The sequence below is a fragment of the Pseudoalteromonas sp. SR41-8 genome (assembly GCF_014163915.1).
In the GTDB taxonomy this organism is placed as follows: Bacteria; Pseudomonadota; Gammaproteobacteria; order Enterobacterales; family Alteromonadaceae; genus Pseudoalteromonas; species Pseudoalteromonas rhizosphaerae.
Genome location: NZ_JACJEE010000010.1, coordinates 1 through 24,330, shown reverse-complemented (window position 1 = coordinate 24,330; position 24,330 = coordinate 1). Strand labels below are relative to the sequence as shown.

General features: G+C 41.8%; 23 protein-coding genes. 20 read left to right on the top strand and 3 right to left on the bottom strand.

The window, feature by feature from the left end; genetic code table 11:
• Nucleotides 1-71 precede the first annotated feature (71 nt).
• From H5162_RS08590 to H5162_RS08505, 18 genes are all read left to right on the top strand, one after another.
• Nucleotides 72-1,790, top strand: a complete 1,719-nt coding sequence (locus H5162_RS08590) for a diguanylate cyclase domain-containing protein (RefSeq protein WP_182778281.1) — start codon at nt 72-74, stop codon at nt 1,788-1,790.
• A gap of 467 nt (nt 1,791-2,257) precedes the next feature.
• Nucleotides 2,258-2,968, top strand: a complete 711-nt coding sequence (locus tag H5162_RS08585) for a Crp/Fnr family transcriptional regulator (protein ID WP_182731030.1) — start codon at nt 2,258-2,260, stop codon at nt 2,966-2,968.
• A gap of 164 nt (nt 2,969-3,132) precedes the next feature.
• Complete coding sequence (locus H5162_RS08580; protein ID WP_182778279.1) at nt 3,133-3,306, top strand: hypothetical protein; 174 nt, start codon at nt 3,133-3,135, stop codon at nt 3,304-3,306.
• 302 nt (nt 3,307-3,608) lie between these two features.
• Nucleotides 3,609-4,808, top strand: a complete 1,200-nt coding sequence (locus H5162_RS08575; RefSeq protein WP_182778277.1) for an acetate/propionate family kinase — start codon at nt 3,609-3,611, stop codon at nt 4,806-4,808.
• Nucleotides 4,809-4,979: 171 nt separating this feature from the next.
• Entirely contained in the window at nt 4,980-5,795 is an 816-nt protein-coding gene (locus H5162_RS08570) for a PRC-barrel domain-containing protein (RefSeq protein ID WP_182778275.1), read from the top strand.
• A 2-nt stretch (nt 5,796-5,797) separates the two neighbouring features.
• On the top strand, nt 5,798-6,997 hold the full coding sequence (corA, locus tag H5162_RS08565) for a magnesium/cobalt transporter CorA (RefSeq protein WP_182778273.1): 1,200 nt from the start codon (nt 5,798-5,800) through the stop codon (nt 6,995-6,997).
• 311 nt (nt 6,998-7,308) lie between these two features.
• Nucleotides 7,309-7,545, top strand: coding sequence for an SHOCT domain-containing protein (locus H5162_RS08560; protein WP_182731035.1), 237 nt, complete (start codon nt 7,309-7,311; stop codon nt 7,543-7,545).
• Nucleotides 7,546-7,619: 74 nt separating this feature from the next.
• A complete protein-coding gene (locus H5162_RS08555; protein ID WP_182778271.1) occupies nt 7,620-10,013 on the top strand; it encodes a phosphoketolase in 2,394 nt (797 codons plus the stop codon).
• Nucleotides 10,010-11,530 carry a F0F1 ATP synthase subunit beta gene (gene atpD, locus H5162_RS08550; protein ID WP_182778269.1) on the top strand — a complete coding sequence of 507 codons (1,521 nt, stop codon included), beginning with the start codon at nt 10,010-10,012 and terminating at the stop codon, nt 11,528-11,530. Before H5162_RS08555 ends, atpD begins: the two co-directional genes overlap by 4 nt.
• Nucleotides 11,514-11,909: a F0F1 ATP synthase subunit epsilon gene (locus tag H5162_RS08545; RefSeq protein WP_259398191.1), complete on the top strand. Its 396-nt coding sequence runs from the start codon at nt 11,514-11,516 to the stop codon at nt 11,907-11,909. Before atpD ends, H5162_RS08545 begins: the two co-directional genes overlap by 17 nt.
• A 24-nt stretch (nt 11,910-11,933) precedes the next feature.
• Nucleotides 11,934-12,290 carry an AtpZ/AtpI family protein gene (locus tag H5162_RS08540; protein WP_182731038.1) on the top strand — a complete coding sequence of 119 codons (357 nt, stop codon included), beginning with the start codon at nt 11,934-11,936 and terminating at the stop codon, nt 12,288-12,290.
• Nucleotides 12,280-12,648 carry an ATP synthase subunit I gene (locus H5162_RS08535; RefSeq protein ID WP_220493566.1) on the top strand — a complete coding sequence of 123 codons (369 nt, stop codon included), beginning with the start codon at nt 12,280-12,282 and terminating at the stop codon, nt 12,646-12,648. Before H5162_RS08540 ends, H5162_RS08535 begins: the two co-directional genes overlap by 11 nt.
• Nucleotides 12,638-13,330 (top strand): F0F1 ATP synthase subunit A, encoded by a 693-nt coding sequence (locus H5162_RS08530; RefSeq protein WP_182734894.1) that lies wholly within the window; start codon nt 12,638-12,640, stop codon nt 13,328-13,330. The genes H5162_RS08535 and H5162_RS08530 overlap by 11 nt, the downstream gene beginning before the upstream one ends.
• Before the next feature lie 78 nt (nt 13,331-13,408).
• Nucleotides 13,409-13,690, top strand: a complete 282-nt coding sequence (locus tag H5162_RS08525) for a F0F1 ATP synthase subunit C (protein WP_145242870.1) — start codon at nt 13,409-13,411, stop codon at nt 13,688-13,690.
• A gap of 3 nt (nt 13,691-13,693) precedes the next feature.
• Nucleotides 13,694-14,599, top strand: coding sequence for a F0F1 ATP synthase subunit B (locus tag H5162_RS08520; RefSeq protein ID WP_182734893.1), 906 nt, complete (start codon nt 13,694-13,696; stop codon nt 14,597-14,599).
• Nucleotides 14,592-16,241 (top strand): alternate F1F0 ATPase, F1 subunit alpha, encoded by a 1,650-nt coding sequence (locus H5162_RS08515; RefSeq protein WP_182778267.1) that lies wholly within the window; start codon nt 14,592-14,594, stop codon nt 16,239-16,241. Before H5162_RS08520 ends, H5162_RS08515 begins: the two co-directional genes overlap by 8 nt.
• Nucleotides 16,238-17,155: a F0F1 ATP synthase subunit gamma gene (locus tag H5162_RS08510; RefSeq protein WP_182731042.1), complete on the top strand. Its 918-nt coding sequence runs from the start codon at nt 16,238-16,240 to the stop codon at nt 17,153-17,155. Before H5162_RS08515 ends, H5162_RS08510 begins: the two co-directional genes overlap by 4 nt.
• A 420-nt stretch (nt 17,156-17,575) precedes the next feature.
• Nucleotides 17,576-19,201, top strand: a complete 1,626-nt coding sequence (locus H5162_RS08505) for a methyl-accepting chemotaxis protein (protein WP_182731043.1) — start codon at nt 17,576-17,578, stop codon at nt 19,199-19,201.
• A 70-nt stretch (nt 19,202-19,271) separates the two neighbouring features.
• Here the strand turns inward: H5162_RS08505 and H5162_RS08500 are convergent, their stop codons facing one another.
• The 3 genes from H5162_RS08500 to H5162_RS08490 all read right to left on the bottom strand — a co-directional run bounded on the left by H5162_RS08500 (nt 19,272) and on the right by H5162_RS08490 (nt 21,500).
• Nucleotides 19,272-19,679: a phosphate ABC transporter substrate-binding protein gene (locus H5162_RS08500; RefSeq protein ID WP_145242880.1), complete on the bottom strand. Its 408-nt coding sequence runs from the start codon at nt 19,677-19,679 to the stop codon at nt 19,272-19,274.
• A 10-nt stretch (nt 19,680-19,689) separates the two neighbouring features.
• Nucleotides 19,690-20,835 carry a porin gene (locus tag H5162_RS08495; protein WP_182778264.1) on the bottom strand — a complete coding sequence of 382 codons (1,146 nt, stop codon included), beginning with the start codon at nt 20,833-20,835 and terminating at the stop codon, nt 19,690-19,692.
• 296 nt (nt 20,836-21,131) lie between these two features.
• Nucleotides 21,132-21,500: a hypothetical protein gene (locus H5162_RS08490; RefSeq protein ID WP_145242884.1), complete on the bottom strand. Its 369-nt coding sequence runs from the start codon at nt 21,498-21,500 to the stop codon at nt 21,132-21,134.
• Between the two features lie 95 nt (nt 21,501-21,595).
• Between H5162_RS08490 and H5162_RS08485 the strand changes: the two genes are divergently transcribed.
• The gene (locus tag H5162_RS08485) at nt 21,596-22,132 is read left to right on the top strand and encodes a GNAT family N-acetyltransferase (protein ID WP_145242886.1); all 537 of its coding nucleotides are present in this window, start codon (nt 21,596-21,598) and stop codon (nt 22,130-22,132) included.
• Nucleotides 22,133-22,224: 92 nt separating this feature from the next.
• A complete protein-coding gene (ggt, locus tag H5162_RS08480; RefSeq protein WP_182778262.1) occupies nt 22,225-23,895 on the top strand; it encodes a gamma-glutamyltransferase in 1,671 nt (556 codons plus the stop codon).
• Nucleotides 23,896-24,330: the final 435 nt, after the last annotated feature.

The window sequence follows — 24,330 nt, the reverse complement described above, 5'->3', positions numbered from 1 at the left end:
CAGGTTAATTAGTCGAGCGCCTAAGGGCATCAGAGCTATAAACTGAAAATCCAACAACCCGTAGGTTAACTATGATAATTAAGACGATAACAGTGCTATTGCTTGCACAGAATTCATCTTTAGCAAAACGCATACGTACCTCTTTGTATTATTCACAACTACGGGTATTTAAAGTGGTTTATGCAAAAGAGCAAACAAAAGCGCTTGAGCTAATAAATAGTAGCTCGATTGATATCGTGTTGTTAGATTTATCAGTAGCGAATGCTAAAAGCGCAGAGTTTGTAAATCGACTTCGACATAACTCTCCGAAGACGATTATTATGTTACTGTGCAACGCAAATGATAATGCAATTGTATCGCAAGCGATGGCTCAAGGTGCACATGGGTTTATTGATAAGCATAGTTTAGGGCAGCACTGGCTTATGCGGTTGTTGGGCTTTAGCCTTTTACAAACACAGCCTTTAAAATTACAAAAACGCAGTATTAAAACCTTACATGCAATTTGCGACAGCTCACTGCTCGGGATCATGGCTGCTGATTGGTTCGGCAATATTATTTATACCAATCAGGCTTTTAACACCATAACGGCATATAGCGCAGCAACACCGCAAGGCTGTCATTGGATGGCGCAAATCTATGATGATGATAAGAATCGTTTACTAACGGATTTACAAGCAGCTCAGAAAAATAACACAATTGTTTGCTCTGATGTGTGTATCATTTATCAAAGTAAGCAGCTGTGTCAGGTCCGTGTAACCGCGACGCCGATAGCAAAAAATAAAAAATCATATGGCTACATAATTACACTAGAAAAGCTTAGTAAACGAGATAATAAAGCTAAGTTAACCGCTGCAGTTACTAAAACTCGGCGTGATTTACTGCCCGCAACTACGGCGCAATTGACCCTAGATGCTATGAGTGATGCGATATTAAGCACAGATATTAATGACAAGGTATTATATTTAAATCAAGCAGCATCAATACTTACTGGCTGGGACTGCAGTGAGGCTGTTGGTTTATTGTTGTGTGATATTTTCAAGATTAAAGAGTCTGCTTCAGCGGTTATCGCGAAGTCGACGCTTGCACAAAGTCAGCGAGAGCAACGGCCTTTCGATTGTATATTAGTGCGTAAAGACGGTGTTGAGATCCAAATCGAAGAATCTGCTCGCACTATCTTTAATGAGCTTGGTGAAACCATTGGGGTGGTTTTTATATTTCGAGATGTCACGCAGTCGCAACTAAAAGCAATCAAAATGAAATACTTAGCGCAGCATGATCCGCTAACCGGATTACCTAACCGGTTACTTTTTCAGGAGCGGCTAAATCAGGCTCTCGTGTTAGCTAAACGACATAATAAGCGATTGGCGGTACTTTATTTAGATATTGATTTATTTAAAAAAGTGAATGATCTACACGGTCATGAATTAGGTGATAAGTTGCTTTGTTCGATTGCTAACCGAATGACTGATGCGGTAAGACAAAGTGATACTGTCTGTCGACAAGGTGGTGACGAGTTTTTGATATTGCTCTCTGAAATAGAGCACCCTGATGATGCAGCAACATTTACCAGTAAATTACTTCACACGCTGATTAATCCGCATCAGCTTAATGGCAAAAAAATATCCGTGCATATGAGTATAGGTATTCGTATTTTCCATCATGATATTGAGGCTCCGCAACAAGCTAGTGAAGGAAAATTAAGTGATGTTCTTATCGATAATGCTGATAAAGCAATGTATCAGGCAAAATCACGAGGACATGATGGCTATCAAATTTTTAAACAAGCTTAACCTATTGAAGTTTCTTTAAAATTTTAATATAAAAAATTAGAAACCATAAATAGCAGCACGCAATAAGCGAAATTTAATAATTTGTCTTGGCAAAGCACTGAATAGCGCGCAAGATGTATATTTACTTTTCGCTAACAAAATGGCATAACGATTTTGTTATATTAATTTTAAGTTAGACGCTAAAAAATGACGTTCAAATCATTTTCCACACATATCAGTTATATAAGCGGCTAAGCTAGAAACATAATGGCCGGTAGTCCAATTAATATTCTTTACAATGTTTAGAAATCAGCTTTTGAGGCGAGTTCACGCTAAATAAAATAACCCGCAAACTATAATGGCTAATCTAGAACAGTAAATACTAAAAGATGATAGAGTATAATAACGTTGTAGCAATCATTCAGTGCCTACTGCATTGAGTGTTTACTGCATAAAGAGCGCCTATAATAAAGCGCTCAAGGAATAATATGAATAGTCCAATCGCTAACAAGTTATTAAATTTCTTCCCTTTAGCAGCTAAAAATAAAGTATTTCCTCAACTTAAACTCGTCATGTTGCCTTTGGGAAAGGTGATATATGAGTCTGGGCAAAATCTTACTTGTGTGTATTTTCCGATAGATTGTATTGTTTCGCTTCTTTATGTGACTGAAAATGGCTCATCAGCTGAAATATCAGTTGTCGGAAATGAAGGGTTAGTGGGAATTGCTGTTTTTATGGGGGGAGAAAGTACTCCTAAAAGGGCGGTTGTACAAAGTGCAGGGTACGCGTATTGCCTACCAGCGGCGATATTACGTAGCGAATTTAATAATGATGCCACAATTCGCATGTTGCTATTACGGTACACCCAAACATTAATTGCGCAAATGGCACAAACTGCGGTTTGTAATCGTCATCACTCGATTGACCAACAACTTTGCCGATGGCTATTACTCTCTCTCGATCGGCTGAGAACCAATAACCTAACGATGACTCAAGAGTTAATTGCAAATATGCTAGGCGTTAGAAGAGAAGGCGTCACTGAAGCTGCGGGTAAACTACAAAAGTTAGGCGTGATCACTTATAAGCGAGGTCATATAACGGTGACAGATAGATGCAAACTTGAGACGCTGTGTTGTGAATGTTACGCAGTGGTTAAAAAGGAAACAGACAGATTAGGAGAAATTCCAAGCATGGTATAATTTTTTATCTTACATGTTCAGCACCTATTAACCGCCTTAATCGCAATTGATACAAATTTCAGCATGTAAAGTGCCCTAGCGTACAGATAGTTAAATGAGCTCACCTTAAACTCATCTTGTTAGCCTTTTACAATGACGTAATGGGCAAGATGGTAGAGGTCATTATGAAAATTTCAAATACTCAGGAACAGTCTGTTACACAAGTGCCAAGTGAACAAAAAGCCGCTGCAGTAGAGACCAGTTACAGCGGGCAAAAACCACAATTTCAACAATCCGCTAATAAACCCAAAAAGACATTAGCAGAGCACCGTAAACACTCAGACATAAGCGATATATAAAATGTATTACAGCAGCAAGTACACTTATCGTGGACTCTAACGCTTACGTTTGTTCACCGAGTTATTAAGAGATTAAGACAATTATAATCCAGAGGTAACTATGAAAAAATTAGCTCATACTGTCAAGCCGAGTGATAAAAAATCAGCGAAAGCTAAAGCCGCTAAAAAAGATTTACCAGATATCATTTACCTAGGTCAACAAAGATTAAAAAGCTAAAAGCCATATTCACCAATCACTAATTTACGCGGTAATAAAGTGAGCATGCTGTTCACTTTACTACCGTTATGCTTAAGGAGTCATAATGTCAGTTGTGAATATGCAGATCCTTACTATTAATGCGGGTTCATCGAGCATCAAATTTGCTGTATTTACTCCTGCGGGTTTAGCAACGCCATTGTTAAGTGGAAAAATTGAGCGCATTGGTATGGCAGGGACTTTGTTAACCTTTGTTGATAAGCAGCGTAATCTGGATGGCCGCCTTCAACCTGATTGTGGTGATCATCCAGAAGCAGCCAAGTTTCTAATCAATTGGTTGCAGCAACACATTGGTTTTGAAAAAATAACTGCTGTAGGCCATAGATTGGTTCATGGCTGGCAACATGCAAAGCCGGAGCTTATAACGCCTGCACTGTTGGCTGAGCTACGAGATATAATTCCTTATGCGCCAGAGCATTTACCGAATGAAATATTGCTGATTGACACTCTGCAGCAACAATTTCCTAAACTACCGCAGGTCGCTTGCTTTGATACCGCCTTTCACCATTCATTACCACCAGTAGCAAAGTTGCTGCCAATTCCGCGTCGGTTTGATGCATTAGGTATTCAGCGTTATGGCTTTCATGGTATCTCCTATACATATTTAATGACCGCATTGGCTAATCACTATCAAAACACTCCATTGCCGCAACGAATTATTCTCGCCCATTTAGGCAATGGTGCGAGTATGGCTGCAGTACTTGATGGTCGTTGTATTGACACCAGTATGGGGTTTACACCTTGTGGTGGGTTAGTCATGGGGTCACGTTGTGGCGATTTAGATCCTGGGGTTATCCACTACATTAAGCTGCATGAAAATATCAATAGTCAACAATGCAATCATCTCCTTAATCATCAATCCGGTCTGTTAGGGGTATCTGAAATTAGCGCAGATATGCGAGATTTATTACCACTTGAAAATACCGATCAACGCGCAGCACAGGCAATCGAACTATTTTGTTATCAGGCTAAAAAATGGCTCGGGGCTTATAGTGCCTCTTTGAATGGACTAGATACTTTGGTATTTAGTGGGGGGATTGGTGAAAATGCGGCAAGTGTACGGGCAAAAATTTGTGCAGGCATGCAGTACCTTGGTATTGAACTCGACCAAACTCGTAATAATAACCACGAAAGTATAATTTCCATTGCTGGTGGGGCGGTAACCGTCCATGTTATTCATACCGATGAAGAGCAAATGATTGCCAGTATGGTGTGTGAGTTACTTATGCTGGATGGATCTCAGTAATTGTAAGCTGCAATTTTGCCGCGCTATAAGCTGATTTAGAGTATCAGCTAAAGTTATAACCTCTAGTAAAGCTAACTCTTTCGCTAATGTATGCTATCGAACGGAACATCTGATTATTTACCGTAAAATCACGGAAAGAATGTCGAACTTTATGCTACTAGGAGTAAATTTATGTTGCACAGCGCAGATGACTTGAAGGCATGTAAGATCCAATCAGTTGATGGCGATTTAGGTAAAATCAATGATTTATATTTTGATGATGAAGGTTGGGCTATTCGTTATCTTGTGGTTACCACTCATAATTGGTTTTTCAAACGCGAAGTTTTAGTTTCACCCATCGCATTAGATACACCTGATTGGCCAAATAAAATGATGCCGGTGAATTTGAGCCAAAAACAAGTCGATCATAGTCCTGACATTAGCGCCCATAAGCCGGTTTCAAGACAACAAGAAATAAAATATTTTAGTTACTACAGTTACCCTATTTATTGGGGCGGCACTAGTATATGGGGCAATGGTCTTTATCCTGTCGCGGGGATGCTAGAAAACGACACGACTAATCAACAACCCAATACCAGTGAAGCCAAGCAAGATAAAACATCTCAAAACAATGATCCACATTTACGCAGTTGGCAAAAGGTCAAAGGATCCGTCGTTAATGGCTCTGACGGTGAAATAGGACATATACAAGGCTTATTAATTGATGAGCACACCTTTGCCATACGTTATGTCATTGTGCGAGCCAACGATTGGTGGATAGGTCATGATATTTTAGTGGCTCCGCATTGGTTTAATGACCTGAAGTGGGCTGAGTCATCCGTCAAAGTGAATCACACTCGTGCAGAAATTCAAGGTGCTCCCGCTTATGAGCCTTTAGTTAAAATGGACCGTGATTGGGAAATTGCTATGCACGATCATTACGCAAGGGAAGGATATTGGAGTAAGGAATCCGACTTACCAATAAAACAAAGCACAACCTCACCATAACCATGAAGCGGATTAAAAAAACAATCAAAGGGCAAGTTTCAAAAGAGCAGCTAGTCGCTTCATTACTTGATTCTACACTTGATTTATCGCGAACTAATTCAGTCAATAAACAGAACCATCAAATTGAGCCGGGAGAATTACCCGGCATTGAGCATGTTGCTGATGCCCAGAATCCGCCCGCCCCCGGCACTGTATTAATTACTTATACGGATTACTCGCCAACACGAATCGAAACCAATGAAATTACTAACCTTGATGAGTTTCTGAAAAAGCCGATGCCCAAATGGGTTAAAGTCAGATGGTTTAATGTCAGTACAATCCATCCGTATATTATTAGTTTGTTTCAACAACATTTTGCCTTTCATACATTGATTGCAGAAGATGTTTTGCACATTCCGCAACGACCCCGCATTGAGTTTTTTGATGATCATTTGTTTGTGGTTTTGCGCATGCTCAAGCCTTCAACACATAAGTCTGACGATACGTTAATAAACTCGGTGCCAGATATCGAACAAGTAAGTATATTTGTGTATGACAAAGTACTCATTTCTTTTCAGGAAGCCCCAGACGATGTTTGGCAACCGATCCGTGATCACCTGCAGAACGAAAATCGTCGCATTCGAAAAAATGGTAGCGGATATTTGCTCTATACCTTGCTTGATGCTGTCGTTGATTATTGTTTTCCCGTACTAGAAAAGTATGGCGATATCCTCGAAGATCTCGAGCTTTTGACCTTAGAAAATCCATCACCACCGGTGCTGCATCGTATTTATTGCATCAAACGAGAGCTGATACTGCTGCGGCGTATTATTTGGCCACTACGGGAAGTTGTTGATCACTTATACCGTGAAGAGGGCGGCAGAATTGATGAGACCACACGGCCATATTTACGCGATGTTTATGAACACACGATTCAAATTGTTGAAATTGTTGAATCGTATCGAGAGATCGCAAGTGGTTTAACTGACCTGTATATGTCAGCTATCTCTAATCGGATGAATGAGATCATGAAAATGTTGACTATTATGGCGTCGGTATTTATCCCATTAACATTTATTTCCGGAGTTTATGGTATGAATTTTCAATTTATGCCGGAGTTGACGTGGCGTTGGGGTTACCCGCTTATTTGGGCTGTTTTTATTATGATCACTATCGGATTACTCATATTTTTTAGGCGCAAGGGCTGGCTCGGCAATAGCTAATCTTAGCTGTTTTCAAGCTTGTTTTAATGGAGTCTAAATGCCTATTAGTTATCTTTAAATTGTTGTAACTGTAATTTAAATACATGTACTTAAGGTAAATGCCAAAGCAACGACGATAGCGAAAAATCTTGTATATTCTTGATTTAGTTTATTGCTCAGGGCAATACCTTTAAGCTTTATAGTATTTCAGCAAAGATTAATGGTGATGAGTACGCTATCGCACAGAGCTTGAAGTTATCTCGTTTTACAATGGTATAGAAGGCGGCAGCAACGTTGTTGTCTTATTTTGATTATTCAATAGGAGAATACAAATGGATCATGGCTATTGGAACGATTGGTATATTGGTTGGGGTTGGTTTTTATGGATCGGTATATGGTTTTTGTTAATTTCGAGTTTTAGTCATTGGGGTTACAGTTATCGCACACATCGTCGTTATGTTGCGAACACTGATAAAACGGCGCTCGACATTCTTAATGAGCGGTATGCGCGTGGTGATATAGAGCAACAAGAATTTGTCAAAATGAAGGAAGAAATCAATAAAAGTTAGTCTTTTAATTGAATAATTTTAAGACTCCTTATGTCTTTATGAGCGTAGCACAAACGCTCTTTGGAGCAGCAAAGATGCAAGCCAAGGATAAGAGTAGAATACTGACATCTGAACAATTATATCTGATTGATGCTTATTGGCGAGCGACTAATTATTTGTCGGTTGGTCAAATTTATTTGTCCAACAACCCTTTGTTAAAACGTCCTTTAGAACTCAGTGATATAAAAGTTATGTTACTTGGACACTGGGGGACAACTCCAGGTCAGAACTTTATTTATGTGCACTTGAATCGAGTGATCAAACAACACGATTTAAATATGATTTATGTTTCAGGTCCTGGTCACGGCGGACCTGCTGTGGTTGCGAATACTTACCTTGAAGGAAGCTACAGCGAAATCTACCCAGACATCAGTCAAGATGAAGCAGGATTACAAAAGCTGTTTTTACAGTTTTCTTTTCCAGGGGGGATCCCTAGCCATGCGTCACCCCAATGCCCGGGCTCGATCCACGAAGGTGGTGAGTTGGGTTATTCCCTAAGCCATGCTTTTGGGGCGGCGTTTGATAATCCCGATTTAATTGTTGCTTGTGTGGTTGGTGATGGTGAAGCTGAAACGGGGCCGCTTGCAACTGCTTGGCATAGTAATAAGTTTCTCAGCCCTGCCACTGACGGCGCTGTATTGCCAATACTGCATCTCAATGGTTATAAAATTGCTAATCCAACAATTCTTGCCCGTATTCCTAAAGACGAATTAACGCAGTTAATGCGTGGTTATGGTTGGACGCCTATTTTTGTTGAGGGTGATGAGCCAACTCTGATGCACCAAGCGATGGCGGCAGCCCTTGATAAAGCCGTGCAGCTTATTAAAAAATTCCAACAAAATGCGCGTGAAAAGGGTGACTTAAATCGTCCAGCGTGGCCGATGATCATACTTAATTCGCCAAAGGGCTGGACCGGCCCTAAAGAAGTCGATGGATATAAAATTGAAGGAACCTTCCGCGCTCATCAAGTGCCAATTTCAGCACCGGTGAATCATCCCGGACATTTGGCGTTATTAAGTGACTGGTTAAGTAGTTACCGACCACAAGAACTGTTTGACGAACGTGGTTGTTTGTTACCAGAGATAGCCGCGTTGGCGCCAACAGGTGAACGCCGTATGGGGGCAAATCCTCATGCTAATGGCGGTTTATTACTACAAGATTTAAAAATGCCCGATTACCGAGATTACGCCTGCGAGGTGACAACGCCTGGTGTACGCGGTGTGGGTGATACCCGAGTGCTTGCGCCATTTCTGCGTGACGTCACTAAGTTAAATGATAAAGAGCAAAACTTTCGGGTGTTTGGTCCCGATGAAACTATTTCCAACGGTTTGGCTGCCTTGTTTGAAACCACCCGTCGACAATGGGATGTGACCACGTATGCGAATGATGAATATTTAGCACCGAGCGGCCGAGTGGTCGAAATGCTCAGTGAACACCAATGTGAAGGCTGGCTTGAGGGTTACTTGCTGACTGGCCGTCACGGGTTGTTTAACTGTTACGAAGCGTTTATTCATATTATTGATTCTATGTTTAATCAACATGCAAAATGGTTAAAAGTATCATCGGCATTGTCGTGGCGGCCTAAAATTGCCTCGCTTAATTATTTATTGGCATCTCATGTTTGGCGTCAGGATCATAATGGTTTTACCCATCAAGATCCGGGTTTTATCGATGTTGTAGTCAATAAAAAAGCGGAGATTGTTCGCGTTTACTTACCACCCGATGCGAATTGTTTATTGTCGGTGATGGATCATTGTTTACGTAGCCGTCATTACGTCAATGTGGTGATTGCAGGCAAACACCCAGCTCCGCAATGGTTAACAATGGAAGAAGCTGAAAAACATTGCGCACAAGGAATTGGTATTTGGCATTGGGCTGGCAATCTTAGTGACGATGCCATTGAGCAAACGCCTGATGTGGTTATGGCTTGTTGTGGTGACGTGCCTACACTCGAAACATTGGCGGCAGTATCAATTTTGCGTGAATATTTGCCAACGGTTAAAGTGAGGGTGGTTAATGTGGTTGATTTAATGCGTTTACAGCCAGAAACCGAACATCCGCATGGATTAAATTGCCAAGATTTTGATGCGTTGTTTACCACCGACAAGCCAGTAATATTTGCTTTTCATGCTTACCCATCACTTATCCATCAACTCACTTATCGTCGCACTAATCATCACAATATTCATGCTCGCGGCTATAAGGAAGAAGGCACAATTACGACCGCCTTTGATATGACGGTATTAAATGAAATTGACCGTTTTCACTTGGTTATTGATGCACTCGAACGATTACCGCAAACCGGCGCTAAAGGCATCGAGCTTAAGCAGTTATTACATGAAAAGTTAATTGCGCATAAAAAATATATCAACAAAAATGGCCTTGATATGCCAGAAATTCGTGATTGGCACTGGACTTCATCAGTATGACCACATCTGTCCTGCAACCCGCTGATAATAAGTTAAATGTTGGCTGCATAATAGCAATACGTGGCAGTGTCATTGACGTCAGTTTTGCGACAAAATTGCCGCGTATTCATTCAATACTGACCGTCGATCTGAGTGATATCGCGCTAGGTGATACAGAGCAAGTCGTTATTGAAGTGTTAGAGCAACGCAATGCCAAGCAGGTACGGTGTATAGCTTTAACACCAACGCAAGGGCTCGCCCGCGGAATGCAAGTTAAAGACAGTGGTAACCCTTTGTTAGCACCGGTTGGCAGCGGTATTTTATCGCGGATGTTTGATGTGTTTGGTAAACCGATAGACCGTCAAGGCAGTTTAACAGATATTAAATGGCGCTCGGTTCATCGAGCACCACCAACACTTAGTGAGCGCTCTACACAGTCGCAAATTTTCACAACCGGTATCAAAGTAATTGATGTACTCGTGCCGCTCGAAAAAGGCGGCAAAGCAGGGTTGTTTGGCGGTGCAGGGGTCGGTAAAACAGTTTTGCTCACTGAAATGATCCATAACATGGTAGGTAAGCATAAAGGGGTGAGCATTTTTTGCGGTATAGGTGAGCGCTGTCGAGAAGGTGAAGAGCTTTATCGGGAAATGAAAGCGGCAGGTGTATTGCCTAATATGGTGATGGTGTTTGGTCAAATGAATGAACCACCAGGGAGTCGTTTTCGGGTTGGTCAAGCGGCATTAACCATGGCTGAGTATTTTCGCGATGATGAACACCGTGATGTATTGTTATTGATTGATAATATTTTTCGGTTTATTCAGGCAGGCTCTGAAGTATCTGGTTTGATGGGACAAATGCCGTCACGACTCGGTTATCAACCGACGATGGGCACCGAGTTGGCCAGCTTAGAAGAACGTATTGCGAATACCAATAATGGGGCTATTACCTCTATTCAAGCTGTGTATGTGCCTGCTGATGATTTTACTGATCCGGCTGCGGTACATACGTTTTCTCACCTATCTGCGTCCATTGTATTGTCGCGACAACGCGCCAGTGAAGGACTATTTCCTGCTATTGATCCCTTACAGTCAAACTCCAAAATGGCCAGTCCAGGTATTGTTGGTGAACGGCATTATCAACTGGCGCAAAAAGTGCGTAGTACTTTGGCTCAGTATGCTGAGCTTAAAGATATTATTGCGATGCTTGGCTTAGAGCAACTGTCGCCGGAAGATCGTTCCGTCGTTGGGCGCGCGCGTCGGCTGGAACGTTTTCTTACTCAGCCATTTTTTACCACCGAACAGTTTACTAATCATAAAGGTAAACTTGTTAGTCTTGATGAGTCGTTAGATGGCTGCGAGCGTATCCTCAACGATGAATTTAAAGATTATCCTGAAAGTGCGCTTTATATGATAGGCAATATCGATGAAGCAAAACTAAAGAGCACACCAAATAAACAGGCATCAAGTACCACTGACAGCGCAAGTACAGTGAAAAACGCCGCCAAAGCGGCTGGAGCAGACAATGAACATGCACCTTAAACTGCTTTTACCCTCACAGATCTTTATTGATAAAACCGATATCAGCAACATTATTGTTGAAACGAGCAATGGGTCGTACGGCTTATTACCGCATCGGCTTGACTGTGTGGCGGTGCTTACGCCGGGTATTCTGACTTTCTCAACCATCGCCGAGGGCGAAATATTCGTAGCCGTAGATGAAGGAGTGTTGGTGAAAACAGGACTCGATGTTTTGGTGTCTGTGCGGAATGCCCTAGTTGATAGCGATTTAACTAAGTTACGCGCCGCTGTAGAGCAAGACTTTCTCGCAATCAATGAGCAAGCCCTGCAAGTGCGTGCAGTAATGGCAAAATTGGAAAGCGGTTTTCTGCATAAGTTTGTTAGCTTTAAACAACAGTAAAGCGCCCTCAGCAAGGCAAATAATATGAATGAGCGTAAGTTGAAAACAGCTACTAAGGCAAAACCGACATTAGCGACAAAAGTCGGCATTAAAGCCACGCGCAAGTTAAAAGCGCGCAGTCATTCGCAGCAACGAGTGTGGTTTGGCTTAGGAATGATGGGGTTAATTGGCTGGTCAGTCGCGATACCTACCTTAGTGGGAGCAAGTATCGGAGTCTATGTTGATGGTCATTATCCCAGTGAAAGATCTTGGACACTAGCCTTGTTAGTCGCAGGTTTGGCACTTGGTTGTTTTAATGCATGGCATTGGATAGAGAAAGAAGATCTGGCAATAGGTGAAGAGCACAAAGTCACCGCAGAGAAGGAACATAATGATGAGTGATACAGTGAACTTAATGCTGATCTGGTGCTTAGGTTTAGCACTGGGTGGTTTTTTTTTCGTAGGTCTTTGGTGGACGGTACAAAAAAGTATCCGTTCAGCGCATCCGGCGTGGTGGTTATTAAGCAGTTTACTGGTGCGTATGACAGTAACTATCGCAGGCTTTTACTTAGTTGTAAGTCATGAAATGGCTAATGCGTCATTGCTACGTTTACTGATCTGTTTGTTTGGATTTATTTGCGCAAGACTTATCACAGCCCGCGTGGTTGCGAAAATGACAGCTAGATTGGATACACCAGTACAGCAAGTAGCCGTTATTGAGCAGCTTAATCCACATGAAGGATCGCAACATGCACCTTAGTCCCGATGTAGTGATTTATTGGCAGCTTGGCTTTGTGAAAATTAATGCAACCATTGCTTTTACATGGGCACTGATGCTGCTGTTGACCCTTGGCTCTATGCTGATCACTCGAAATATATCAACTAACTTGCAACGTTCGCGCTGGCAAAATTTTTTAGAAATTATAGTCACGGGGATTGAAACGCAAATAGAAGAAGTTGGTTTGCAACAGGCGAAAAAATACCTCTATTTTCTTGGTACCTTATTTTTATTTTTGGTTAGTGCAAGTATCTTCACTATTGTTCCCGGCTATGAGCCGCCCACAGCGTCACTATCAACGACAGCGGCACTGGCACTTAGTGTATTTATCGCGGTGCCAATGTTTGGCATTGCACAGCAGGGCGTTGTTAACTATCTCAAATCTTATATGGCGCCGACTATGATTATGTTGCCATTTAATATCATTAGTGAATTGTCACGCACATTGGCATTGGCTGTGCGCTTGTTTGGCAACATGATGAGTGGTGCGATGATTATTGGTATTTTGTTGACCATCACCCCTTTTATTTTCCCTATCGTGATGACGGCACTAGGGCTACTAACTGGCATAGTGCAAGCCTATATTTTTACTATTCTTGCAGCCGTCTATATTGCGGCCGCAACACAAACTCGCCAACCGGATCACAGATCAGACAGCAAGTGAATGCCACAATAATGAACATCAATTAATCTTAACATTACATTTTTGCTTACTTTAACAATGAAAGATTTTGGAGATCACATGGACAGTATGACAATGATTGCAATCGCCTCGATAATTATTTCGGGCATCACTACCAGTATTGGGTGTATAGGTCCGGCTCTTGGCGAAGGACGTGCAGTAGCTGCTGCACTGAGTGCCTTAGCTCAACAGCCTGATGCTTCAACGACCATCACGCGCACTTTGTTTGTTGGTCTGGCGATGGTTGAATCCACAGCGATTTATTGTTTTGTGGTATCGATGATCTTACTTTTTGCAAACCCGTTTTGGAATTATGCCATCGCGCAAGCCACAGGATTGTAAGCCATGTTAATTGACTGGTTCACTGTAGCAGCACAGGCTGTTAATTTTTTGATCTTGGTATGGTTGTTAAAACGTTATCTTTACCAACCTATTTTGCATGCTATTGACGACCGTGAGCAACGCATTGCCGATGAGCTCGATGTTGCTGCGGCTAAACAGCAACAGGCCAGCGCTGAGCGAGCTATATTTGAAGATAAAAATAACCAATTTGCTCAAGAGCGTGACACGTTATTACAGCAAGCAAAAGATGATGCTGATGCAAAACGACAGCAGTTACTGGCTCTGGCACAACAAGACGTTGCTGCATTACATGATAAACATCAAGCAATAATCGCCGCAGATGCTAAACATCTGACCAATATACTGAGGCGTAAAACCAGTGATGAAGTATTTGCTATCACCCGCAAAACCTTACACGACCTTGCAAGCGCAAGTTTAGAGCAGCAAGTCACTCAGGTATTTATAGCGCAATTAAGTGAGTTGCAGCCAGCGGCAAAAACGACGCTAGTAAAAGCACTCAAAGACAGCAAAAAACCGGCATTATTAACGAGTGCATTTGAGTTGCCTGATACAGAGCGCGCTGCTATTGATAAAGCGATTAAAGCAACATTTGGCGCTGACATTGACTTAGAGTTTGCCACCTCAGCAGAGCTTATTAGTGGTATTGAATTGAGTACTAATGGCCAAAAATTAGGCTGGAATATTGCTGACTACCTGCAGTCGCTTGAACAAGACGTTGTGGCGCTGCTAAAACAAAATGGCAAAGCTGTTGAGCAGGGAGCAGCTGACAACAAAACCAAGCGCAGTAGTGATAATAAACCAAACGATGAGCTGCCTGAACAAGAGCAAGATAAAGGCAAAGTACTTACTAGCAAACCCATTACTAACATTGAAAACCACCATGAGTGATGCAACTAATACAACTAATACAACTAATACAACTAATAGCAGCCAATCTTCGGCTTTAATTCGCCAAGCAACAACAGCCTATCATAGCGAAACACTCGATAATATTTTCGACAGCTCATTCGCCCTAATCGAAAAAGCTCGTAAGGCATTTTCGCCTCAAATGAAATCGTATGAGGTGGGTATAATTACCAATATTGCAACCGGTATTGCCAAAGTATCAGGATTACCCAGTGCCGGTTTTGAAGAGATGTTGATCTTTGCTGGCAATGTGCGAGGTATCGTGTTCAATGTCGATATAGATGAGTTAGGCGTGGTATTACTTGGCGATTACGCACATTTACAAGCTGGTGATGAGGTTCGACGCAGCGGTCATGTTATGGATATCGCTGTGGGTAATGAGTTATTGGGGCGCGTTATTAATCCTCTTGGTCAGGTGCTAGATGATGGGTTGCCTATTCAAGCCACGCAGCATTTACCAATCGAACGAACGGCAACGGCGATAATGGATCGCGCTGCGGTGACAGTGCCGTTACAAACGGGGTTGATTGTTATTGATGCCTTGATCCCAATAGGACGAGGGCAACGGGAGCTTATTCTGGGTGATCGACAGACCGGAAAAACCGCGATTGCTATTGACACTATTCTCAATCAACACGATAAAAATGTGCTCTGTGTTTATTGCGCAATAGGGCAGCGGGCTTCGAGTGTGGCAAAGGCTGTGGCGACATTACGTGAACAAGGCGCAATGGCTTATACTGTGGTGGTGGTTACCGAAGGCAATGAACCGGCGGGCTTACAGTACATTGCCCCTTATGCAGCGATGAGTATCGCGGAATATTATATGCAACAGGGGCAAGATGTACTGATTGTTTTTGATGATTTAACCAAACATGCGCGCGCATACCGTGAACTGTCGTTGCTGCTTCGTCGTCCACCTGGGCGTGAAGCATTTCCTGGCGACATTTTTTATATTCACTCACGTTTACTTGAGCGCGCCACTCAATTAAATAAAGCACTTGGCGGTGGCTCACTTACTGCACTGCCTATCATTGAAACAGAAGCACAAAATATCTCAGCTTACATACCCACCAACTTAATTTCGATCACCGATGGGCAAATATATTTATCCCCATCGTTATTTGAATTGGGTGTTTTACCCGCTGTTGATGTTGGTAAATCTGTTTCGCGTGTTGGCGGCAAAGCTCAACTGGCAGCGTTTCGGGCTGTAGCGGGTGACCTAAAATTGACTTATGCACAATTTGAAGAGCTAGAAACATTTGCTCGCTTTGGTGCGCGTTTAGATCAAGATACCGCAAAATCAATTGAACATGGCCGCCGTATTCGCGCCAGTTTACGCCAGCCAGAATCATCTCCGCTTCCAGTCGCTGAACAAATCATATTATTACTTGCTTTGACTTCGGGCCTATTTGATACCATTGCATTAGCAAAAATGAGCGCAGCAAAAAATGCTTTACGAGGTATTATCAATCGTTTGCCTGCTGAATTATCAACGCGATTAGCAACCTCAGGATCATTAAGTGACGAGGATCATCAAAATATCATTGCCCTATCAAAACAAGCGCTGGCGAGTATTGAAGATAGTAATGCGCCATTGCTGGCTGACGGCTCTGAACAACCATGAGTAATACCGCTGCTAATTTGCGTCATAAAATCGACAGTGCCAGCGATTTAAAAGGAGTTGTGCGGACGATGAAGGCGCTTGCCGCATCGAGTATTAGTCAATACGAAAAATCTGTCAGCTCATTAACTGATTACTATCGAACGGTAGAATTAGGATTAAGCGCTACGATACAGGCGGTTGATGTTAATTTACCTGCAGTGGGTGCAATATCGAACACAGATAAGCAGGGCGATAATATAGTCAGTGCTATTGTGTTTGGCTCCGATCAAGGTTTAGTTGGGCAGTTCAATGAAGATATTGCTGACTTTGCAATTAAAGCACTGGCCGATTTAGGCGCGCAATCTCAGACCACACAACTGCAAGTGTGGGCGGTGGGTGAGCGAGTCTACTCACGACTCGCCGATGCCGGTTTATCTATGGAAAAAAGTTTTACGGTGCCCACGAGCATAAATGAGATCACCGCGTTGGTTGGGCAAATTCAAATTGATAGCGAAACACACCTTGCTAATGCAAGCGCTGCACGTGTTTATGTATTTTATAATCAGATGCAATCGGGCGCTCAATATCAGCCAATATCACAACGATTACTGCCGCTTGATCAAAAATGGCAACGAGAGTTAGCACAAATCCCTTGGCCGACAAAACGATTACCCGAAATTTTAGGTAGTAATGATATGACACTACGGGCATTGATCCGCGAATACATATTTATTTCGCTTTATCGCGCCTGTGCCGAGTCGTTGGCCAGTGAAAATGCTAGCCGGCTTGCGGCGATGCAGCGTGCAGAAAAAAACATAGAAGAATTATTAGACAATCTCGGTAAAGAGTTTCATGTGCTAAGGCAAAGCTCTATTGATGCAGAGCTAAGCGATGTACTGGCAGGTTATGAATTACTTAACTTGAATGCTGATTAAATAATCTATTAAGCCTTGTAACTCAAAATGAAGTTAGAACTAAGATATTTGCGTATTTCGCATCTTAATTTGTTGAGTTATTGAGTAACACGTTTTTTATAGTCAAGGTGATGTAATATTTGTTGATATTTCCAGCATAGTGTAGCCATATTCAGCTCTTTTAACGATAAGTTCTGCTATATTGAAATAAAGAGAGTATATATTGCTAATATTAGTTAGTGATTGTGTGCTCAAATAATAACCTTGCAAGCACAAAAACAACAGATTGCTCTAATTATCTAGTTTTTATCGGGCGATTGATTTATTTTTTGTGCCTTTTGTGAACTTTTATGGCAATAAAGCTAGATAAATTAAAAATATAGTTAACACTTATAACTAATAGGCCGATAATACACATAGTTAAATAATAAGGTAGATCGCATGGCTTCAAGTTTGTCTTTTCAGGACCTAAGCATAAGTAAAAAAATTCACGCTATCACGAGTATTGCTGTTATCGCTTTTGTGGTTATTGTATTAATCAATTATATTTCGATGGTGGACAATCGGGGCTCATTAGACGAACTTGAAAAAACATCTTATCAAGTGGTAAAACTAACATCAGCGAACGTCGGGTTACTTGAAAAATTAGATGAGCTTTATACACAAGCAGTTACATTTGGCGAACAAGATATTGTTGATAAAGCAAAAGAGACGCTGACAGCATTAACTGAGAATCTTGACGCAATAAATAATATTAATAGTACCTACATTGATAGGCAAACACGCACACAGTTAACCGAATACGCTGCTATATCAACAAAAATTGCTAACGATATGATCAGTGGAACTGCTGATTTTAGTAAAATCCAGCAGCAAGCACAATCTAAAACCAATATGTATAACTCGGTGTTGCAAAGTCTTAAAGCTGCTCAGCAACGTGCCGATGCGCGCTTTTTTGAGTTGGTAAAAAATACCAAGTCACGCTCTGATCATGCATTAACGTTAATGCTGGTTGTGTCATCTGTTTCATTGTTGTTACTATTATTTATGGCTATTTGGATTGCTCGTGGAATTGCTGCCGCCGCCAGTGATGCGGCTGGCAATTTACGCTTATTAGGTGAGGGGAAAGGCTCTCTTAGCACGCAGCTTACAGTTCGTAGTGAAGATGAAATCGGCCAAGTTGCAATTAACTTCAATACATTTATAGCCTTGTTAAGAGAGTCGGTACTCGAAGTAATGGCGGTGTGTGAACCCTTGATGGAAAACTCAACGCGCTTAGTGCAAGGCATGGAACAAGCAGAAAATGCGACCAGCAAGCAAACCGCAGATGCTGAAATAGTTAAACAGTCGATGGAAGAAATGAAGCAAAGTGTAGGAGACATTTCACATTCGGCAGCAAGTGCCTCACGTGCAGCGCAAACGGCTGAGCAAGAAGTGGAACAAAGCCGTTCACAGATCCGAACATCGGTCACTGAATCTCAGACGTTAAGCGCTGAAATTAATCGTGCCGCTTCGACAATTAACAAGCTAGCGGATGATACAAAAAATGTAACTCAGATACTTAATGTGATCACTTCGATTGCAGAGCAAACCAACTTGTTAGCACTTAATGCTGCTATAGAAGCTGCGCGAGCGGGTGAACAAGGACGTGGTTTCGCTGTGGTTGCTGATGAAGTCAGAGAGTTGGCATCGCGTACGGCTAAATCAACCAATGAAATTCGTGAATTATTAAACACTTTAACCAGTGCTGCAAACGAGTCGGTTAGCGCTATGACATCGGCGCGTGATATGGCCAGTAATAATGCAACAGCTGCAGAAAATACAGGTATTTCAATTGAAAAAATTGCAGAGCAAATGCTTGAAATTAATGGTATGAACTCACAAATTGCAGCAGCCACTGAAGAGCAAACATCAGTTGCGGCAATGGTGGTCGAAAATGTATCTAATATGCATACATCATTCGAAGATACTATGGCTTCGCTTACTGCAGTTCGTGATGTGGCGAAGAACTTACATTACTTGTCTGATAATCTATTGGATGCGACGGCTAAATTTAAAGTCGAATAACCTTGTAGTTATAATAAAAAACGCCTTGTGGTTAGATACCACAAGGCGTTTTTTATTTAAGTTATAACAGCTAGAAAGTTGCGATTACTTTCACTGCATCACTGACTTTACTGCTATCAATATAGCCAATAGCATCGGCATTACTCGAAACAAAGTCGATCACCGCTTGGTCATTATCTAGTTTTTCTGGCGGTGTACCTTTACCAGTAAAAACCAATTTTGACCAATAGGCATTAAGTTGGCTACTTGATTTACCAACCACTTTGTCATTGAATTCATCAGCAATACTGTTGCCGTTTTGATTTACTGGATTTACTTTCACACCATCCGCGAATGACTTGCTTTTGCCAAGGTAGATTTTTTTGATTTCATCTTGGTCTATCGCGTTGGCATTACCTGTATTTACGATCACAGTAACGCCTGCAAACGCACTAAATGAACAGGCAGACATAAGGCCCGCTAAAATTAGTTTTTTCATAACCATCCCCTTAAAAAACCAAATCAACAGCAACGGCAATAACATCCGTTTCAGTATCTGAGATATCATCATTAAAACGGCTAAAATCAACTTTTAGAGCCGCAGATGGGTGAAAGTCGTAACGAGTTCCGATAGTGTATACATTACTTTGTGCACGAACACCATCGAGTGCCTGATTAATCCCATTATTGAGAGGAGGCACTTGGGTTAATTGATCAAAGCGAGATTTGTCATGTTTGTCGTCATTATCTTCATAGGTAAAATGAACGATCCACTCATCCATACGATAACCAATCGACGCATAATATTGTGATTGTTTTGCTAAAATACTTTTTTCAACTTCAAACTGTGTATATTCGGCATCAAATAATATGTTGTTATAGTCAATCGAAAAACCCACACCAATAAATGTACCGTCATCTTCATTTATAGCAATATCATCAGCTTGAGTTATTAGGCCGTTGTCGCGCAGTAATTGTTCAAGGCCATTAATAGCTTGTCCGCCAGCTTCACCATTGCTTAAATCAATAGAGGTTTCAGCAACTAAGTAAGCAGCGCGAACACTAAACCAATCATACGATAGAGTCCAGTTAACCCCTGCGATGTCGTTTAGTTTGGCTTCATCATTGTTTGTAACTGCTGCAATGTCACCATCAAAGCCACCATAAATGACTTGTAAGGTTGAATCCCAATCTCCTATTTGTGAAGTGTGCAGTAGGCTCAAGCCTTCATAGGTAGAAAATGGAATACTATAAACAGACTGCGGTGGTCTTACCCAGCGATAAGCATAGCCAACATCTAAGAAGTCAGAGTAGCGATAAAAAGGCACACGCATTTTACCCGCACTGAGTTGCAGCTCATCGGTAAATTCGTATGTTAAATAAGCCCATTCAAATTCGGCATCAAAGCTATTGTTACCACGGGCTACAATTTGTGCAGTTGCACTGAGCTTATCTTGTAAATCAGCCGATAATTGTAAAGCAAAAACGCTTTCATTTTTAAATGAAATGTCGTTGTCGTACCCGTATTGAGTTGTATTATCATCCAATGTTTTGCCACCAACAATAGAGGCAAAACCATTAATACGCACTTCTGCAAATGAGCTTGCAGATGCGCATACAGCACATAAAGCAATTGCGAGAGGAAGTTTTTTCATTGTGTATCCTAAGTTTTTAGTATGTTGATTTCAGCTAGAGTATAGGAGTAAATATGTGAATTATCGACAATTTAACAGTATCATTTTGATTTTATATATGTATTTTTTAAAATGAGGTAAGTGTGGTAGGTAACTTGAAAACAACCCGTACGATCAGCCGAGCTGATCTAATTATATTGCGAATGTAGGCTGCCCTAATAGCAGCCTAATCAGATAAAATAGGTGTTAACATCAACTCTGACGAGAAATTCAGTAATGCAGCGAACTATAAAAATAGCAGTTTAAAGTGCAGGGGGTTAGTTATTACTTTCTTTGTCATGTTCTTCACGTGCGGCTTGTAATTCTTCAACGAGCTGTTGGGCTTTTTGCTTGGTTTTTTCGGTTAACTCGCCTGCTGCTTCTTTACTTTCAAGCCAGGCATCTAAAGCCACCTCTTTGCCATCATCATACATATCAAGGCCAAGTTTTTTACTTTCTTGCAGTAGCTCATCAAGTGATTCACCTTTAAATTGATTGCTGGTTTCTTTTACTTCATCCCATGCATCATTAAGTGCTTTTTTAACCTCAGCTTTTGCTTCAGCCGCTTCTTTTTTTGCTTCGCTGGCGTCTTCGCAACCGGTTAGTGCTACACAGCCTAATAAAACTAAACTTGCTAATTTGTTCATATTTGTTCCTTTGTATAATAATTATGTCCCGAGGAATATTTCCTCTGGTACAGTATTGATGGCAATCTTAAAACAAGCAATATACAGGCTAGAAAATGAATATACCTCGAACAGCACGACTTAATTTTAAATTAATGGATGAAAATGACAGTGCGCTACTGTTTGAACTCGATAACGACCCACAGGTTATGGAGTACCTTACTCGTGGCAAGACGACGACCATGAGCACCATCAAAGACGTTTTTATTCCGCGCATGCAAGCCTACCGCAATCCACAACAGGGCTGGGGGCTTTGGCAAGTTAACCTTAATGATAATGACAGCTTTATTGGTTGGATATTAATTCGGCCAATGGGGTTTTTTACTGCAGAGCCTGATTTTAGTGATATTGAAATTGGCTGGCGTTTTAAACGCACAAGTTGGGGTAAAGGTTACGCCAGTGAAGCCGCGCAAGCCGTTGCCGATGTGATCACCGCCAATGCTGAGATCAAGGCACTTAGCGCCACTGCACTAAAAGACAATAACGGCTCGATTAAAGTGATGGAAAAGCTGGGTCTGCAGTTTATTGAACACTATACCCATAGCGACGAGTTCGGCGAGTTACCAGCCGTGTTATATCGAAAATTTGTGTAAAGTTGTTCATTGTAGTTTGACCCTTGTTAACTGAATGTGTATTAATGGGGTTAATAAAATAATCAAAAAATAAAGTCAACAAGGAATTAAATATGTTTGCAGGTGTAAAACATTTACTGATTTTTAGTGTCATTGTAATGCAGTTACACATAACGGCATTGGCAGTTAGTGGCAAAACAGCTCAAGCAGCAGTGGCTATGCCCGATAGTTACAGTAGTGACGTAGCAAGAGCCATTTTGGAGCAGGGCGGTAACGCGGTTGATGCAGCCATTGCTGCGCAATTTGTATTAGCCGTTACTTTGCCTGAAGCGGGAAACATTGGCGGTGGTGGTTTTATGCTGATCCAAAAAGACGGGCAAGGCGACTTTATAGATTACCGCGAAACAGCTCCAATTGCCGCTCATCGCGATATGTATTTGGATGACAAAGGTAATGTGGTTGCAAATAAATCGATATACGGCATTCACGCCAGTGGGGTACCCGGTAGTGTGGCGGGTATGTGGCTTGCTCATCAAAAACACGGCACACTTGATTGGAAAACCCTTGTTGAGCCTGCAGTAAAGTTAGCCGAGCAGGGTTTTATTGTTCACCCGAAATTAGCCAGCAGTATTGAGCGCTACATTGTCCGCATGGCTAAAAAAGACGTAACAATTAACTTTGCTGATTATTTTGCCAGCGCTAAAGCGAATCAAAACTTTAAGCAACCTGAGCTTGCAGCCACGTTAAAACGTATTCGCGAGCAAGGTAAGGCAGGATTTTATGAAGGCGAAACTGCTAAAATCATTGCCGATTTTATGGCTGAACATGGCGGGATCATTACGCAAGCGGATTTAAAAGCCTATCAAGCAAAATCACGTACACCAATGAAAGCAGCTTGGAACGGTTACCAAGTACTCACATCACCACCACCAAGCTCCGGCGGTATTGCAATAATACAATGGTTAAAAATGTACGAGCTGACTAAACCCAAAGCAGGGCTTGAGCATAACTCCACAGCATATATTCATTTATTAGCAGAAATTGGCAAACGCGTATTTGCTGATAGAGCAGAGTACTTAGGTGATCCAGACTTTTTTGATGTGCCAAAGAGCGAACTAATCGCCATGGATTATCTTAAAAAGCGCAGTAGCAGCATCACACTCGATAAAATATCGACGACTGAAAACATTAAGCCTGGGTTATATGAAAGCGAACAAACCACGCATTTTTCTATAGTTGATAAATGGGGTAATGCAGTATCGAATACCACCACCATTAATTTAGGTTATGGCAGTGGTGTAGTCGTTGCTGGCGCGGGCTTTTTGCTTAACGATGAAATGGATGACTTTAGTGCCAAACCAGGGGTGATGAATGTATTTGGCGCGCTCGGTGGTAAAGCCAATGAAATCCAGCCGCATAAGCGTATGCTTAGTTCAATGACGCCAACTATCTTACTCAAAGGCAATAAAGTTAAAATGGTTACCGGCTCACCTGGCGGCACCACCATAATAAGCTCGGTGTACGAATCTATTTTAAACGCGGTTGAATTTAATATGAGCGCCGATGAAGTGGTAAATAGCCCGCGTTTTCATCATCAACTTTGGCCTAAAAATGTCATACGTCATCATGCAGGGTTAGATGCAAACGTTGTTAAAGCACTAGAGAAAATGGGCTACACCTTAGACGAGCGCCATTTTGGTGATATGCATGTGATCATCGAACGTGATGGCAAACTAGATGCCGGCTCAGAAGCGTCAGGGCGCGGTAAGGCGATGGTGTTTTGATTGCAGCTTTAAGCGGTAAGTCATAAGTTGTAAGATTGCTTGGTGATAAATCAAGCGATTGTAGTTGGGGTGAGGGTAACGAAGCCCAATTACAAAAAGGTTTTAGGAGCTAGGTAACTAGGTGTTAGGGGAGTGACTCGTAGGCGCGAGTTTACCTCGCGCAGTACGCAGTTTAATAAAATTGGGTGTCAGCGAACGACTTGCCATAGCATGTGGTATCACCAGCACCAAAAGTAGGCGCTTGGAAGCGAAGGCCCTTGTCGAAGCTCAAAAACAAAAGGAATTAACATTGCGCTGAGCAATAACTATTTAGCGTCACAAGGTTTAGCGTCATTAAGAGATATTTGGATCAATATTCACTACGGGAGATGAACCGCCCATTGCGGACCCGCATGATGGGTGGTGTGGGGGCTGGAGGTTAGAGACCTCCGGCTA

Excerpts from the sequence above, each read along its gene's own strand:
- H5162_RS08580 (WP_182778279.1), top strand. The coding sequence starts at position 3,133 with ATGAAAATTTCAAATACTCAGGAACAGTCTGTTACACAAGTGCCAAGT.
- corA (WP_182778273.1), top strand. The coding sequence starts at position 5,798 with ATGAAGCGGATTAAAAAAACAATCAAAGGGCAAGTTTCAAAAGAGCAG.
- H5162_RS08500 (WP_145242880.1), bottom strand. The coding sequence starts at position 19,679 with ATGAAAAAACTAATTTTAGCGGGCCTTATGTCTGCCTGTTCATTTAGT.
- H5162_RS08485 (WP_145242886.1), top strand. The coding sequence starts at position 21,596 with ATGAATATACCTCGAACAGCACGACTTAATTTTAAATTAATGGATGAA.
- H5162_RS08495 (WP_182778264.1), bottom strand. The coding sequence starts at position 20,835 with ATGAAAAAACTTCCTCTCGCAATTGCTTTATGTGCTGTATGCGCATCT.
- H5162_RS08515 (WP_182778267.1), top strand. The coding sequence starts at position 14,592 with ATGAGTGATGCAACTAATACAACTAATACAACTAATACAACTAATAGC.
- H5162_RS08535 (WP_220493566.1), top strand. The coding sequence starts at position 12,280 with ATGATGAGTGATACAGTGAACTTAATGCTGATCTGGTGCTTAGGTTTA.
- H5162_RS08555 (WP_182778271.1), top strand. The coding sequence starts at position 7,620 with ATGCAAGCCAAGGATAAGAGTAGAATACTGACATCTGAACAATTATAT.
- H5162_RS08530 (WP_182734894.1), top strand. The coding sequence starts at position 12,638 with ATGCACCTTAGTCCCGATGTAGTGATTTATTGGCAGCTTGGCTTTGTG.
- H5162_RS08575 (WP_182778277.1), top strand. The coding sequence starts at position 3,609 with ATGTCAGTTGTGAATATGCAGATCCTTACTATTAATGCGGGTTCATCG.
- H5162_RS08525 (WP_145242870.1), top strand. The coding sequence starts at position 13,409 with ATGGACAGTATGACAATGATTGCAATCGCCTCGATAATTATTTCGGGC.
- H5162_RS08585 (WP_182731030.1), top strand. The coding sequence starts at position 2,258 with ATGAATAGTCCAATCGCTAACAAGTTATTAAATTTCTTCCCTTTAGCA.
- ggt (WP_182778262.1), top strand. The coding sequence starts at position 22,225 with ATGTTTGCAGGTGTAAAACATTTACTGATTTTTAGTGTCATTGTAATG.
- H5162_RS08540 (WP_182731038.1), top strand. The coding sequence starts at position 11,934 with ATGAATGAGCGTAAGTTGAAAACAGCTACTAAGGCAAAACCGACATTA.
- H5162_RS08490 (WP_145242884.1), bottom strand. The coding sequence starts at position 21,500 with ATGAACAAATTAGCAAGTTTAGTTTTATTAGGCTGTGTAGCACTAACC.
- H5162_RS08560 (WP_182731035.1), top strand. The coding sequence starts at position 7,309 with ATGGATCATGGCTATTGGAACGATTGGTATATTGGTTGGGGTTGGTTT.
- H5162_RS08505 (WP_182731043.1), top strand. The coding sequence starts at position 17,576 with ATGGCTTCAAGTTTGTCTTTTCAGGACCTAAGCATAAGTAAAAAAATT.
- atpD (WP_182778269.1), top strand. The coding sequence starts at position 10,010 with ATGACCACATCTGTCCTGCAACCCGCTGATAATAAGTTAAATGTTGGC.
- H5162_RS08510 (WP_182731042.1), top strand. The coding sequence starts at position 16,238 with ATGAGTAATACCGCTGCTAATTTGCGTCATAAAATCGACAGTGCCAGC.
- H5162_RS08520 (WP_182734893.1), top strand. The coding sequence starts at position 13,694 with ATGTTAATTGACTGGTTCACTGTAGCAGCACAGGCTGTTAATTTTTTG.
- H5162_RS08545 (WP_259398191.1), top strand. The coding sequence starts at position 11,514 with ATGAACATGCACCTTAAACTGCTTTTACCCTCACAGATCTTTATTGAT.
- H5162_RS08590 (WP_182778281.1), top strand. The coding sequence starts at position 72 with ATGATAATTAAGACGATAACAGTGCTATTGCTTGCACAGAATTCATCT.
- H5162_RS08570 (WP_182778275.1), top strand. The coding sequence starts at position 4,980 with ATGTTGCACAGCGCAGATGACTTGAAGGCATGTAAGATCCAATCAGTT.